We start from the raw sequence: 14,694 nt of genomic DNA, 5'->3' as shown, positions 1-14,694 counted from the left end.
TTACGACCCCTGATATAGGTCTCTTTTCCAAATTCAGGTGTGTGATTCCTGGGGGTGAGCTGCTTGAGTGTTTACGGAAAATATATCGTCAAGAAGTTTTTCTGGTATTTTCTAACGCTGGTGATCGCGGTCACTTTGAATTTTCTGCTGCCCCGGATGATTGAGGGCAACCCGGTCAGCATGATTGTCTCCGAGATGACGCAGGGTATGACCGACAGCGATACCATCAAACGGGTGTACGAGACGTTTCTCGTCGAGTTCGGAATCGACAAGCCTCTTGGCGAGCAGTTCCTGATCTATTTGAAGAACCTGGTGACGGGTAACCTCGGCACTTCATTCGGACTTTATCCGAAGCCGGTAACGGAAATTCTGGCCTCGGCGGTTCCATGGACGATCGGACTCCAGCTTCCGGCAATCCTGGTCGGCTGGCTAATCGGCAACGTGCTCGGTGCCGTGGCGGCATACCGCAAAGGGGTATTCGATAAAGTCATATTTCCGGTTGCCTTGTTTGTGAATTCCATTCCGTTCTTTACGCTGGCAATCATTATGCTGTATGTGTTTGCCTTGTCCTTGAACTGGTTTCCTCTTCACGGGGGCTATGATTATCAGATGGTGCCAACACTCAGCTTTGAGTTCTTTGCTTCGGTACTGAGGCATCATACCCTGCCGTTCCTGTCGATTGTGCTGGTTACCATTGGCGGTCAAGCCATCGGCATGCGGGAAATGTCCATCTATGAGCTGAATTCCGATTATGTGCTGTACAGCAAGCTGCTTGGCATCCGGGATTCCAAGATTGCAAAGTATGTATTCCGGAATGCCATGCTGCCCCAAATTACGGGATTGGCATTATCCATCGGTACGATGGTTGGCGGCTCGCTGATCTGCGAGATCGTATTCAGTTATCCGGGAATCGGAACCTGGATGTTCACCGCGATCCGGCAGCTGGATTATCCGTTAATCTCGGGCTGCACCTTACTGATTGCCCTGGCAGTGCTGCTCGCTAACTTTACGATTGACTTAATCTACGGCTGGATTGATCCAAGAATTAAGGCCGCTCAGATGGAGGATCAATAATATGAACAGTTCATTTCGCATATTGATCAAATCGCCAAAGTTTATGTTTGGAGCCTGCATGCTGCTGGCCATGATCGGTCTGGTTCTGATCTACCCGCTGTTTAATCGCAATGACCCGCTGGAGATGATCGCGCTTGCCTATCAGCCTCCGGATTCAAAGCTGCTGCTGGGCTCGGATAATTTCGGCAGGGATTTATTTCTCGAACTGATCTATGGCATCCGAACCTCCTTGCAGGTTGGACTGATTGCCGGTGTATTCGCTACCGTGATCGGACTTGTCATCGGTCTTGCTTCAGGTTATATCGGGGGGATGATTGACAACCTGCTAACTGCGATCACAAACATCTTTATCGTCATTCCTTCCTTTGTCATTCTGATTCTGATTTCGGTCAGCATCGATTCGCGCAGCTCGTTTGTCACGGCGGTCATCATTGGAATTACCAGCTGGCCATGGACGGCCAGAGCCGTGCGGGCACAAACCTCCTCATTGCGAAACCGGGATCATGTCAATATTGCCAAAATCTCCGGATACAGCACGCCGCGAATTATTCTCTCGGAAATTTTGCCGTACATCGCTTCCTATGTGGTTATGGCCTTCGTGCTGCAGACGGCATCGGGCATTCTCTCCGAAGCCTCCATCTCGATGCTCGGGCTGGGGCCGTACAACACGATCTCCCTCGGCATCATCATGAACTGGGCGCTCGTGTTTGAAGCACCGGTTGCCGGCGCTTGGTGGGCATTCATCCCGGCAGCGATCTCCATTGCAATCATTACCTTCTCCTTGTACATGATGAACACCGGCATGGATGAAATTTTCAATCCGAAGATTAGGAGCTGATGGGTGTTTTGAGCACAAATATACTGGAAGTTCATGGACTGAAGACATATTACCGAACCCGGCTGAAGGAACATGTATATGCTGTAGACGGCGTGAGTTTTTCGCTTGAGAAGGGGAAAACGCTCGGCATCGCCGGGGAATCCGGCTGCGGCAAATCGACGCTTGCGCTTAGCCTGATGGGATTTTATTTTCCACCACTGCATTTCGGCAGCGGCTCGATCGTTATTAACGGCACGGATATCATGAAGCTTGGCAAAGAGCAGCTTCGTGCCCAGGTATCGGGAAGAGAGATATCGTACATTCCGCAGGCAGCTATGAATGCCTTGAATCCTACACTCAAAATCATACATTTTATCGAGGATATTATGAAGGAGCACCGACCCGAGCTGAACAAGAAACAGGTGTGGGACATGGCGGCAGAACGGTTCGAAACCTTGAACTTGTCCCCCAAGGTGCTCCACTCCTACCCGAACGAACTGTCAGGCGGTATGAAACAGCGGACGGTCATTGCTATCTCCACCATTCTGAATCCGAAAGTGCTGATTGCGGATGAGCCGACCTCGGCTCTGGATGTAACCTCGCAGAAAGCGGTCATCAAGCTGCTGAAAAGCCTGCTGGACCGAGGCTTTATTCAGTCGCTTGTCTTTATTACACACGAGCTGCCGCTGCTCTATCATGTCACGGATGACATCATTGTTATGTACGCAGGAGAGATTGTGGAGCGCGGAACCGCAGAGCAGATGATCTTCGATCCGATCCATCCCTATACCAAGAAGCTGATGGGCTCCATCATCGTGCCGGAGGAAGGCATGAAGGGCCATAAGCTTGCCGCGATCCCGGGAACGCCGCCCAATCTGAAGAACGTGCCGGAAGGCTGCCGGTTTGCAGACCGCTGTTCCTATGTCCAGGAAACGTGCCGGAAAGGGAAAATCGAGAGCCAAACCGCGGGGGATCGCATCTATCGATGCATCGTGGAGCCTGAAGTGCTTAAGGAGTGGTATGCAAATGAAGCAGAATGATGTACTGATTCGGGGAGAGCATCTGACGAAGGTGTTCGGTTATGGGAAACAGAAGACAACCGCCGTGGAGGATGTCAGCTTTGCCTTTCACGAAGGTGAAATCATATCCATTGTCGGCGAGAGCGGAAGCGGCAAAACGACGCTGGCCAAAATGATCATGGGCTTGCTGAAGGAGAGCAGCGGCTCAATTGAGTATATGGGCAAGCCGAGGCAGTTGAAGCGGCATGGAGACCGCAAGCGATATTGGAAAAATATCCAGGCGATTTTTCAGGATCCGTTCTCCTCGTTTAATCTGTTCTACAAAGTTGAAAAGCTGCTGCTCGATTGCATCAAGCTGCAGGGTGTCAATCTGACAAAAGAGGAGCAGCTTCGCAAGATGAAGGAAGCCTGCTCCTTCGTGAATCTGAAGTTCGAGGAACTGCATAACAAGTATCCGTTCGAATTGTCCGGCGGACAGATGCAGCGTCTGATGATCGCCCGCATCTTCATGCTTCATCCGAAGCTGCTGATTGCGGATGAGCCGACCTCCATGGTGGATGCATGCTCGCGCTCTACGATTCTCGATATGCTCCTGAAACTGCGGGATGAGAACAATATGACGATTATTTTCATTACCCATGACGTAGGGCTGGCTTATTATGTGAGCGATACGCTGTACATCATGGAACAGGGGAAAGTGGTGGAGCGGGGACCGGCGGAAGAGGTCATCTTAAATCCGCAGCATCCTTATACCCAGCAGCTTATTTCAGATGTGCCCAAGATCCATTCCGAATGGGATCTGGCATGAGGAGCAACAGGATGGATATCCTGCTGAAATGCCCTGAGCGGATAGCCGCTTGGGGCATTTATTTGTGCCCAGGATACCCCTTGACAGCCTGGGCGCTTCGCTTATTTTCGCGAATGCGACACCGGGTTTTTTTATATTTAATTTCTGTCTGTTGGATCTTTGGTTTCGCAAAGGATTTGCCGATAAAGGATAAGGCTGCAATTGAACCTTGGGTTCAGCGGCAGCGGCAATTCGGGATGCACCACTCGTCTAACGACCGGTGAGTTTACTTCATAAGGGGACAATAGAGCAGCATGTGTAACTACTTCCTTGGAACTGCAACGCTAATCCTGGTCATCTTAACGACCACCTTCTCAATGTTCTTATATAGATACCGTTATCAGCGCAGGTTAAGCTGTCAGTCATTGGACCTTGCTGAAGGCAGATTTCATATGCTTGACGAAATGCTGCTTACGCTGGATGTAGGTATTTGGTCATACGATATCGGCACAAGGAGTATCATGAATACTTCATTGGCCTTTCAAAAGATCACAGGCTATTCACGGAGTGATTTCTCGGATGGGCTAACCTGGGAAACGATGATCCATCCGGAGGATATGCCGCTGTTTCAATCTTTAGTACACAAGCTTCGGCATGGCGAGGCTGTTCATACGGAATACCGGATTATTCATGCGGAAGGGGATATTCGCTGGGTCCAGGTGAAAATGATTCCAACGATGAACGAAAGCAGGCAGACAGCACGGGTCGATGGCATTGCGATTGATATTACTTCACGCTTTCGCATGGAAGAGGCACTGTATGATATTACCGAATGCAAGAAGATGGAGAAAGCACTCAAAGAAAGCATGAACCGGTATCGCAGGCTCGTGGAGATGTCGCCTATAGCCATCGCGGTGTGCAAGGAACGCAAGCTCATGTACGTAAATCCGGCGGGACTCCGAATCCTGGGTGCGGCAGGTCCTGAGGATATCCTGGGTACCGATCCCTGGGACTGGGTGCTGAATTCTTATGAGGAATGGGCACGTAAACGGCATGCGGAGCTGATCCGCAAAGGCCATGTTTTTCCGGAGGAATTGTCTTTAAGACGGGTTGACGGGGAAAGGGTCGATGTGGTGACAACGGCACTGTATGATGCGGAATCGACCACGATCGAGATTTTCTTCGAGGATATTACGGCCCGCAAGTCAGCGGAGCGAGCCTTGATGGAGAGTGATCGTATCAACCGTCATATCCTGGATATTGCACCAGTTGCGATGTTCCTGCACTCGGATTTTGCTTATATTTATGCGAATCCTGCAGGCTTCGACTTATTGGGGATAACCGATGTCGCGCAATTGGACGGGACCTCTTTTCTGGATGTTATTCCTACTGACCAGATTGAGTTCGTTATTTCCGAGGTTGAACATGTGTACGAAAGCGGGATGACCTCCCAGCTCACTGAGAATAAGCTGGTCCGGCTGGATGGGACGATTATTGATATTGAGGCAGTCACAACTCGAATTCCTTATATAGGCCATAATACAGCACTCACCATTATTCGGGATATTACAGAAAAGAAGAAGGTCGAGCGGGAGCGGATCGCGGCAGAGCGGCTTGTCCGAGAGAGCGAGGACCGGTATTTCCGGCTGCAGATGAGCCTGGACCGATTCTCCTCCGACCTCTTCGGCATGGTTAAAATCAGCGAATTGAATGCCCGTATCGTACAGGAAATCCAGGAAGTGCTGGAGACTGATCGGGTGAGCCTCATTCAGATCAATCACCACAGCCTGCACATCAAGATACAAGGCGGCTGTAAAGTGCTGCCTCCAGGGGTTCTTACAGCAATCCATAATTGTGGTCCTGAGCATATTCCTCTCTGCAAACTGTTTGAGATGTGTGACGGATATTTTGTCAAGATTGGTGAAATGAACGGAGATACCAGCATGGTCTGCATCGGGGGAGAAGTCCCGCTGTTAATGATTCAGGCCAAGAAAATATGGCTGGAGACCATTTCCCGGTATGCCAGCGTCCTGTATGATAACTTCCGCGTCATCGAGGATTTGACAAGGGAGCTGGACAAGCTGGGTTCCTCGCAGCAGATTATGCCCCTTTGGCTGCTGAGGCTCATGCTGCATTTGTCCGAGAATGAGCGCAAGCGACTGTCCCAGGATCTTCATGATGCAGCGCTCCAGGAGCAGATTATATGGTACAGGAAATTAAATCAGATTGTATCGGATCATGAACTGCCAGAAGGGCTGCGGCGGCAGCTGGAGGAGATCGAGGAGGGACTTCTGGACGTGATTTATCAGATTCGAATCACGTGTAACGAGCTTCGGCCTCCGCTGCTTAAGGAAGAGGGACTTGAGCGCTCATTGGAAGCTTTATTTGAGTTCACGCAGCTTCGTACGAATTATTCCATACAGTTCGACTGTTCGAACTTCGATGATGATATTAGCGATGACCATTTAATCGGATTGTACAGAATCGTACAGGAGCTGCTTGCGAATGCCACCAAGCATTCCAATGCAACCGAGGTGAAACTCACTTTGTCCACCCAGTCGGATGAGGTCAGCCTTAGTTATGAAGATAACGGAATTGGAATCGACCGGACCCAGAAGCCCAATCAATTCAACAATATGGGGATCGGCGGCATGAAGGAACGGGTGAGGAGCATGAACGGTAAAATCCAATTCGAATCGTCGGACAGCGGGGGGTTGGCTGTTTACATCCAGATAACGGCAAAATGAGGGTCCGCCAAATGAAATCGCAAGAGACCGCAGCAAACGGCGAGAAACCGAAGCACAGCGGTTAAACATCCCAGCGGTTCATCCATGTTAAGCAAGAATACCAGATTGAAGGAGTCATGGAAAACGATGATTGAAATTTTATTAGTGGATGACCATCCCTCGGTGATGGAGGGGACCAAGGTGCTGCTTGAGCAGGAGAAGGATATGTTTGTGAAGCTGGCTAATACGCCGGAGCGGGCGCTGGAGCTGGTGAGAATGGTGCATTTTGATGTGATGCTGATTGATATGCATATGCCGGGCATGAACGGAATCGATCTAGCCAAGCAGATTCTCCAGATCGTTCCGGATGCGGTGATGCTGATCTATACAGGCTTTGAAGTCAGCAATCATTATAACTTGATCATGGAGGCCGGTATGGCTGGTTTCGTCTCGAAGACTTCGGGGAAAGAGCAGCTGGTCACGGCCGTTCGGTGTGCACTGCGTGGAGAGGTGGTGCTGCCGCTGACACTCGTGAAGCAGCTTCGGCGGGTTACTGCCAATGGTTCTGAACGGACATCGGGGGGGACAGAAGCTCAGTCTATAACGGATAAAGAATATAGCATTCTGAAGGAGATTGCCAGGGGGAAGAGCAACAAAGAGATTGCGGGAACGGTGATCATGAGCCAGCGCTCGCTGGAGTATTGTTTAACCAATCTGTTTCAGAAGTTGAATGTGAAGTCGCGCATTGAGGCTGCTCTCAAGGCCAAGCAAATGGGAATTCTGTCAGATTCCGATTTTGTCCAAATGGGATAGTGATTTTCTTAGGCAAGCCATATTTCGCAAGCATCCTCCGAATGAAGGGACGTCAATTCTTTGTTTTTCGACAAGAACCGCAAGTTGGCCCGCAAAATTATTGCGCGATCACGCAATAGAATTTCGGTTACGAACGGTATCCAAGTGTATATGCTTATGGTACTGGATGAACGTAGTCTATAAGTAGGAGAGGTGGATGCTTGCGGCATGACAAAGGACCTATTTGATTATGATGTTGACGACCTCTTGTCACCGGAAGAGATTGAGGAGATTCTAGTGCAGCTTGAAGAAGAGTGGAATGAATTTAACAGCAGGAAGAAGCGAGGGTGACTCAACATGAAATCATGGAAATTTCTTAAATCTCTGTTTGCGATGAAACTCCGGACTCGCATGTTAGTTGTTATTTTGGGGTCAATCACCATTTTTTTGGCAAGCATGATGACCTACATCAGTATCACAACGAAGGAAGAGGCTCTGGATTCAGCGAGGACGCTGGCAATGACAACAAGTGAGAAGATCGGCACCCTCGTTCAAGCGGAACTGGATGACGTTATGAATTCGGCACGTACCTTGGCCGTAAGCTTAGTTGGCATGAAAGAGACGGATACCACGAATCGGGCAGCCGTTAACGAAATATTAAGAAGAAACCTGGAAGCCAATCCATCCTGGAAAGGGCTCTGGACTTTATGGGAGCCGGATGCCTTTGATGGACAGGACGCTGATTATATAAACAAGCTCGGCAGTGATTACTCCGGACGGTTGATGTCATACTGGGCAAGAACGGATTCGGGGCTCGAGCACACACCTATCGAAGATTACGAGCAGGAAGGGGAGGGGGACTTCTATCTTCTTGCCAAAAATAGCGGAAAAGAAATCATCATGGATCCGTATGTCTTTAAGGTAGGCAACGAAGACGTCATGATGACATCGCTTGTTGTTCCCATTATCGATAACGGAAAGACGGTTGGTGTGGTCGGAGTCGATATCTCCTTGGCACATCTGCAGAGTGTTATGGAGCAGTTCAAACTGTTTGATACGGGGTATGCACATATTTATTCAAACACCGGCGTTATCGTGACGTCACCTGAAGACGGTCTGATGGGACAAACGATGGGGAAAGCCTATCCTGGCGAGACGGTGCCGCTCATACTGGATGCGATCCGGGAAGGCAAGGTATACGTGGAGGAGGATCCTGATCTGTACAAGCTGTACACGCCAATTAAGACCGGATTGACAGAAACGCCATGGTCAGCCGCCATTATTATTCCGATGAAGGAGATTACGGCGAACTCAGAGGCCATGACCCGGTCTGTTATAGTGGCAGGCGTGGTCACCTTGTTGGCTATGGGGGCTGTAGTGATTCTGTTAACGAGTTCCATCGTGAAGCCTTTAGGTTCATCCGTTGCGATTGGCGAGTTCATGTCCAAGGGAGATTTTACGCAGAAGGTTCCTGCAGCGTATCTTCGCAGATCGGATGAGATTGGTACATTGTCCCGAGTGTTCGCCCAGCTGCTGGAGAGTATGAAGGAAATGATCGGCAAAGTGAATATGAATGCGACGTCCGTAGCTGCTGCTTCCCAGCAGCTGTCTGCCGGAGCGGAGGAGCTGGCGGTCGGGAGCAGCAATCAGGCGGAATCCGTGCAAACGGTCAGCGAATTGTTCCAGGAATGGTCGAATGCAATCAACTCGGTTGCAAGCGATGCTTCGGCTGCATCAGAGCTTGTCAACCAGACTTCCGGAATTGCGTCGGAAGGCAGCGGGATCGTTCAGCAATCCGTTGAAGGCATGAATCGGGTGCGGGAGCATGTCACCAGGCTTGAAGCAGACTCCCAGCGCATTGGCGAGATTATCGAAGTGATCGACGATATAGCCAAGCAGACCAACCTGCTGGCCCTCAACGCCACGATTGAGGCTGCACGCGCCGGGGATCAAGGGAGAGGTTTCGCTGTGGTGGCGGATGAAGTACGCAAATTAGCGGAACGAAGCGGAGGAGCCACGAAGCAGATTGCCGACATTATCAAGGGCATGCAGAAGAATACGGCCGATAGCGTGGAGGCGGTTCAGCATGGCGTCGTCTACACGGAAAAAGCCGGGGAGGCCTTTGCCCACATTACAAGTATGGTGAATGAGTCGGCCGGCAAAGTGATGGACATTGCAGCTGCCAGCGAAGAGCAGGCCGCACAGGCCGCCGAAGTGGCAACTGCCATCGAAACGATATCCTCGTCCACAGAGGAAACGGCGGCTACGAGTGAGGAATCGGCTGCAACCGCGCAGTCGCTTGCCGAGCTCGCGGAAGAGCTGAATCATACGGTATCGGCCTTCAAAATCTCGTAGCACGGATAGCATAATGATGATAAGCTTGGCCCAAGGGCCAGGCTTTTTTTATATATAAATCGAATCCATTATAGTGCAGAAGAGGAGCCATCCCATTCCGTGGGCCGATGCTCTTGAATATATCCTTACACAGTGTGAGGGGAGGAAGGTCAATCGTGAATGGAAGCCTGTTTCAGCAGATGCTTGAGAAGGGCGATTACGTCCCGCGATTCTACGCCTATTATTATAAGCAGTGGAAGGACTATCAAATGCCGTATCATCAGCATGATTCAACCGAGATTATGTACATGATCTCAGGGGAATGCCGAATTGATGTCAAGGCTAACGATATGGAAAAGAGTGTCACGCTGAAAAAAGGGGAGTTTATCCTACTGGATGCTGAGGTTCCGCACCGGTTAATCGTCGAGAAGACGACCTCCTGCCGCATGCTGAACGTGGAATTCGGGTTTATGGAGAGCGCTGGCAAAGCGCCTTCCTTAAGACAGATTATGCGCGAGGAGGAAGAGGTGATGTTTCTCTTGAACCGGCCGTTCACTTCCCTGGTGCTAGTCGATCAGGAGGAGGTGTACCCGGTTCTGAGAAGTCTGGTGCTTGAGCTCGATCGGAGAGGAACAGATGGTAGAACGATGACGCATGCGCTGTTCATCCAGCTGCTCGTATGCATCGCTCGCCTGTATGAAGAAAGGGAGCGCAGCGATGTGCAGTTGAGCGAACTGTACATCAAACGATGTGTCGATTTTTTACATCAGAATTATGATCGGCCGATTCAGGTGAAGGACGTTGCAGCGGAAGTGAATTTGCATCCGGGGTATTTGCATCGGGTATTCCGCAGAGGGACAGGCAGGACAATTACCGAGTATTTGACAAGAATTCGAATGGAGAAGGCCAAGATGCTGCTGGAGCGGACCGATATCCCCATCCATGAAATATCGGATTATGTGGGTGTTGGCAGCAGGCAATATTTCCATCTGTTATTCAAGAAGTTTACAGGCAGTACGCCGGTGGAATATCGTCTCCAGCAAGACCGGAATGCATGGAAATATGGCGAACCGAAGTGAGGGGATTATGAAGAAGTGAGGATTGTTGACGGTGTTGAGCTCAAGAGGTCATGATATTGATAACGCTTTCCTTCGACCGGTTGCTACAATGATTACAAACTCATTTGTAGCTGGGAGAGGATACAATGTCATTTAAGGTTGCATTTATCGGAGCAGGGAGCATCGGCTTTACGCGGGGAATTCTGCGTGACCTGCTGACTGTGCCGGAATTTCGGAATATCGAAGTGGCTTTCACCGACATCAGTCGGCATAATCTCGATATGGTTACTGAATTGTGCCAGAGAGACATAGACGAGAACGGGTTGTCCATCAGGATTCAGTCCTCCACAGATCGAAGACAAGCCCTGCAGGATGCCAAATATGTCATTTGTACGATTCGCGTTGGCGGCTTGGAAGCATTCCGTACGGACATTGAGATTCCACTGAAATATGGCATCGATCAGTGTGTAGGTGACACGCTGTGTGCAGGCGGCGTTATGTACGGGCAGCGGGGAATTCCCGAGATGCTGAGCATATGCAAGGATATTCGGGAGATATGTGCACCCGATGCGCTGCTGCTGAATTATTCGAATCCGATGGCGATGCTGACGTGGGCCTGCCATCAGTATGGCGGCGTGCGGACGATTGGTTTATGTCATGGTGTTCAGCATGGGCACCACCAAATCGCAGAGGTGTATGGCTTGAAGAAACAAGACGTTGATATTGTCTGCGCGGGTATTAATCATCAAACCTGGTATATCCAAGCCTCTCATCAAGGCAAGGATTTGACGAGCGGGCTGCTGGAGGCGTTCGAACGGCATCCGGAGTACAGCCAAACAGAGAAGGTACGCATCGATATGCTGCGGCGCTTCGGCTACTACAGTACGGAATCCAATGGCCATCTCAGCGAATATGTCCCATGGTACCGAAAGCGGCCGAAGGAAATTACGGAGTGGATTGATCTTGGCAGCTGGATTAATGGAGAGACGGGTGGATATTTACGCGTTTGCACCGAGGGTCGCAGCTGGTTCGAGACCGATTTTCCGAACTGGATGAAGGATCCGGCCATGGTATTTAGGCCCGAACATCGGGGAGAGGAGCATGGCTCTTACATCATTGAAGGCTTGGAAACCGGCCGGGTATACCGTGGACACTTTAATGTCGTGAACGAAGGCATTATCTCCAATCTGCCGGATGATGCGATTATCGAAGCGCCGGGTTACGTAGACCGCAACGGAGTTTCCATGCCGCTGGTAGGCGAGCTGCCGCTTGGACCGGCGGCTGTGTGCAGCGTGAGTATATCGGTTCAGCGATTGGCGGTTGAAGCCGCGGTTCACGGTGACGATCTGCTGCTTCGTCAGGCGTTTATGATGGATCCGTTGATTGGAGCGGTGAACAATCCGAAGGAAATTTGGCAGCTGGTTGATGAAATGCTGGTTGCTGGTGAAACGTGGCTTCCACAGTATGCGGATTCGATTGCCGCAGCGAAGAAGCGACTTGCAGCCGGGAACCTGATTCCGACTCTTCAGTATGAAGGTGCCGCCAGACTTAAGGTCAAGACCGTGGAGGAGATGCAGCTCGACCGGGATACGGCCAACAAAAATGCAGGCGAATCCGATAAAGGGAAGGATCGGGAGAAAGTGTGACCGCAACTGCCGCATCCAGCTTAATGTGGTAAATGAACAGCAGACCGCATCGGTGAACATGTTACTTTAACGAAAGCCATGAATTGAATGCATGTAGTATGTGAGCATCTTGAAATCGACGTGAAGTCAAGCTGAATGATCACCTCTCATAAGGGCTGAAGCCAAGAAGGATAACGCACATTCGCTTCAGTCGCATAAAGAGAGGTGATCTTTTGTATGCAGCCAGTTATGGATTTGCATATACTGCAGATACATAGTTATGAAATCGGATGGACAATCCCTGACCTTAGACAGGTACACAGTTTGGGCAAAAATAGGTACAATGCAATTAGATAGGCAAAGTTGACCACTAAGGAGGCCATGGGGATGATCATTGGGGTTCCCAAAGAAATCAAAAATAACGAAAGCCGTGTCGGCATGACGCCGGGTACCGTCATCAGTTTTAAAAATGCGGGGCATGAAGTGCTTGTACAATCTGGGGCTGGTCTTGGCATTGGCTTTACAGATGAAGACTATAGAGCGGCTGGTGCCAAGGTGGTTGCAACGGCTGCAGATGCATGGAAAGCCGAAATGGTTGTGAAGGTAAAGGAACCCCTGCAGGAGGAGTATGATTATTTTCAGGAGGAAATGATCCTGTACACCTATCTGCACTTGGCTCCCGAGCCCGAGCTGACCAAAGCGCTGGTTGACCGGAAGGTGAGTGCTGTTGCTTACGAAACGATACAGCTGACGGATGGCAGCCTGCCATTGCTTACACCGATGAGCGAAGTGGCGGGAAGAATGTCCATTCAAATCGGTGCTCATTTCCTGGAGAAGGCGCATGGCGGCAAGGGCGTTCTTCTAAGCGGCGTTCCTGGTGTAGCGCCGGGCAAAGTTGCGGTGATTGGCGGTGGAATCGTTGGCACCAATGCGGCAAGAATTGCTCTGGGTCTCGGCGCGGACGTCAGCATTCTCGATATTAATCCGGGGCGGCTGCGTCAGCTGGATGATCTGTTCCAGGGGCGGGTCAAAACGATCATGTCTGATCCGTATCACATTGCGGAGACGGTGAAGGCGGCGGATCTTGTTGTGGGAGCGGTGTTGATCCCCGGTGCTCGGGCTCCGCGCCTCGTAACGGAAGAAATGGTGAAGGAGATGAGCCCGGGATCGGTCATCGTGGATGTGGCGATCGATCAAGGGGGCTCGATCGAGACGATCGACCGGATTACAACCCATGACAACCCTACCTATGAGAAACATGGCGTCATTCACTATGCCGTAGCCAACATGCCGGGCGCAGTAGCCAGAACCTCCACCATGGCATTGACTAATGTAACGGCACCTTATGGTTTGAGAATAGCAAGCAAAGGACTCCGCTCCGCAGCCCGGTATGATAAAGCACTGGCGAAGGGCATTAATGCCATCGGCGGTAAAGTGACGTATGAGGCGGTTGCGGCAGCGCATGGATACGCATATACAAGCATTGATGATTATTTGCTGGCGTAGGGGCAGCATCTGAGCTTAAATAGAAAAGAGCCATCTTTCAATCAGACACGAGACCAGGTTTACGGCGTAAACCTGGTGACGGAATCAGCTTCCGGCGTGAGCCTCTTTGAAAGATGGCTTTTAGGTTTGACGTTCAGAAGCACCAAGAAATCAGCCAGCATAACATTCTAGTTCAGCATGAACAGCAGTTTATGGAGCTCCCTTTCCTCCAAATGCCGCCACTTCCCCCGTTCCAATTGATCCAGCGTAATATTCATAATTCGGATGCGCTCCAGCTTCAGCACTCTATACCCCAGGGCCTTACACATTCTGCGGATTTGCAGATTAAGGCCCTGGGTCAAAATAATGCGGAATACCGCTTCGCTTTGCCTGAAAACCTCGCATGGCTTGGTTACTACGTCCAGGATTTCAACGCCTTGAGACATCCTCCGCATAAATTCATCCGTAACGGGTCTGTCGACGGTTACCACATATTCTTTCTCATGATCATGCTCCGAGCGCATCATTTTGTTCACGATGTCTCCATCGTTCGTGAGCAGAATCAAGCCTTCAGATGCTTTATCCAGCCTGCCGATGGCAAATATACGCGACGGGTAATTCACATAGCGAATGATGTTTCCTTCCACCTCTTCCGCTGCCGTGCAGACGATGCCCATCGGTTTATTCAGGGCCAGGTACACAGGCTCGCTATCGTTATGAGGAATTTCCTGCCCATCGATGAGCACGATATCCTCGGGCTCAACCTCCGCCCCTTTTTCGCATACCTTGCCGTTGATCGTAATGCGCCCGGCTGCAATCAAGCGGTTGGTCTCCCTGCGCGAGCAAAATCCCGTTTGACTGATATATTTGTTAATCCTCATGCTCCACCACTTCTCATATGTATTTAGTGCCGCTCCGATATGCTGAAAGTTAGCCATGGCTGGCTGGTAAGGAGCTTGGCGTAGATTGAAATAAAA

The 14,694-nt window shown here is 50.5% G+C and carries 12 protein-coding genes; 11 read left to right on the top strand and 1 reads right to left on the bottom strand.

Going from position 1 to position 14,694, the window contains the following annotated elements; translation table 11 throughout:
* Positions 1-63 precede the first annotated feature (63 nt).
* The 11 genes from WDY75_RS24460 to ald all read left to right on the top strand — a co-directional run bounded on the left by WDY75_RS24460 (position 64) and on the right by ald (position 13,738).
* On the top strand, positions 64-1,074 hold the full coding sequence (locus WDY75_RS24460; protein WP_006208637.1) for an ABC transporter permease: 1,011 nt from the start codon (positions 64-66) through the stop codon (positions 1,072-1,074).
* A 1-nt stretch (position 1,075) separates the two neighbouring features.
* Positions 1,076-1,912 (top strand): ABC transporter permease, encoded by an 837-nt coding sequence (locus WDY75_RS24455; protein WP_006208638.1) that lies wholly within the window; start codon positions 1,076-1,078, stop codon positions 1,910-1,912.
* Positions 1,913-1,920: 8 nt separating this feature from the next.
* Positions 1,921-2,931 carry an ABC transporter ATP-binding protein gene (locus tag WDY75_RS24450; RefSeq protein WP_036641261.1) on the top strand — a complete coding sequence of 337 codons (1,011 nt, stop codon included), beginning with the start codon at positions 1,921-1,923 and terminating at the stop codon, positions 2,929-2,931.
* On the top strand, positions 2,918-3,718 hold the full coding sequence (locus tag WDY75_RS24445) for an ABC transporter ATP-binding protein (protein ID WP_036641213.1): 801 nt from the start codon (positions 2,918-2,920) through the stop codon (positions 3,716-3,718). Before WDY75_RS24450 ends, WDY75_RS24445 begins: the two co-directional genes overlap by 14 nt.
* 431 nt (positions 3,719-4,149) lie before the next feature.
* Positions 4,150-6,444 (top strand): PAS domain S-box protein, encoded by a 2,295-nt coding sequence (locus WDY75_RS24440; protein ID WP_231888025.1) that lies wholly within the window; start codon positions 4,150-4,152, stop codon positions 6,442-6,444.
* A gap of 126 nt (positions 6,445-6,570) precedes the next feature.
* A complete protein-coding gene (locus tag WDY75_RS24435) occupies positions 6,571-7,236 on the top strand; it encodes a response regulator (RefSeq protein ID WP_006208643.1) in 666 nt (221 codons plus the stop codon).
* A 207-nt stretch (positions 7,237-7,443) separates the two neighbouring features.
* A complete protein-coding gene (locus tag WDY75_RS24430) occupies positions 7,444-7,566 on the top strand; it encodes a hypothetical protein (protein WP_255308658.1) in 123 nt (40 codons plus the stop codon).
* A 6-nt stretch (positions 7,567-7,572) separates the two neighbouring features.
* The gene (locus WDY75_RS24425; RefSeq protein WP_063478805.1) at positions 7,573-9,570 is read left to right on the top strand and encodes a methyl-accepting chemotaxis protein; all 1,998 of its coding nucleotides are present in this window, start codon (positions 7,573-7,575) and stop codon (positions 9,568-9,570) included.
* Between the two features lie 155 nt (positions 9,571-9,725).
* Positions 9,726-10,628, top strand: a complete 903-nt coding sequence (locus tag WDY75_RS24420) for a helix-turn-helix domain-containing protein (protein WP_063478806.1) — start codon at positions 9,726-9,728, stop codon at positions 10,626-10,628.
* A 125-nt stretch (positions 10,629-10,753) separates the two neighbouring features.
* Entirely contained in the window at positions 10,754-12,253 is a 1,500-nt protein-coding gene (locus WDY75_RS24415; protein ID WP_063478807.1) for an alpha-glucosidase/alpha-galactosidase, read from the top strand.
* A gap of 366 nt (positions 12,254-12,619) precedes the next feature.
* Positions 12,620-13,738 (top strand): alanine dehydrogenase, encoded by a 1,119-nt coding sequence (gene ald / locus WDY75_RS24410; RefSeq protein WP_006208647.1) that lies wholly within the window; start codon positions 12,620-12,622, stop codon positions 13,736-13,738.
* A gap of 167 nt (positions 13,739-13,905) precedes the next feature.
* Here ald and WDY75_RS24405 read toward each other — a convergent pair whose 3' ends face one another.
* Positions 13,906-14,598, bottom strand: coding sequence for a pseudouridine synthase (locus WDY75_RS24405; protein WP_063478808.1), 693 nt, complete (start codon positions 14,596-14,598; stop codon positions 13,906-13,908).
* Positions 14,599-14,694: the final 96 nt, after the last annotated feature.

It is taken from the genome of Paenibacillus glucanolyticus, assembly GCF_037333485.1.
In the GTDB taxonomy this organism is placed as follows: domain Bacteria; phylum Bacillota; class Bacilli; order Paenibacillales; family Paenibacillaceae; genus Paenibacillus_AQ; species Paenibacillus_AQ glucanolyticus.
The sequence above is the reverse complement of the archived record's forward strand: the minus strand, read 5'-3'. Positions and strand labels throughout refer to the sequence as shown.

Coding starts and splice junctions, on each gene's coding strand:
- WDY75_RS24455 (WP_006208638.1), top strand. CDS start 1,076: ATGAACAGTTCATTTCGCATATTGATCAAATCGCCAAAGTTTATGTTT.
- WDY75_RS24415 (WP_063478807.1), top strand. CDS start 10,754: ATGTCATTTAAGGTTGCATTTATCGGAGCAGGGAGCATCGGCTTTACG.
- ald (WP_006208647.1), top strand. CDS start 12,620: ATGATCATTGGGGTTCCCAAAGAAATCAAAAATAACGAAAGCCGTGTC.
- WDY75_RS24405 (WP_063478808.1), bottom strand. CDS start 14,598: ATGAGGATTAACAAATATATCAGTCAAACGGGATTTTGCTCGCGCAGG.
- WDY75_RS24440 (WP_231888025.1), top strand. CDS start 4,150: ATGCTTGACGAAATGCTGCTTACGCTGGATGTAGGTATTTGGTCATAC.
- WDY75_RS24445 (WP_036641213.1), top strand. CDS start 2,918: ATGAAGCAGAATGATGTACTGATTCGGGGAGAGCATCTGACGAAGGTG.
- WDY75_RS24425 (WP_063478805.1), top strand. CDS start 7,573: ATGAAATCATGGAAATTTCTTAAATCTCTGTTTGCGATGAAACTCCGG.
- WDY75_RS24430 (WP_255308658.1), top strand. CDS start 7,444: ATGACAAAGGACCTATTTGATTATGATGTTGACGACCTCTTGTCACCG.
- WDY75_RS24435 (WP_006208643.1), top strand. CDS start 6,571: ATGATTGAAATTTTATTAGTGGATGACCATCCCTCGGTGATGGAGGGG.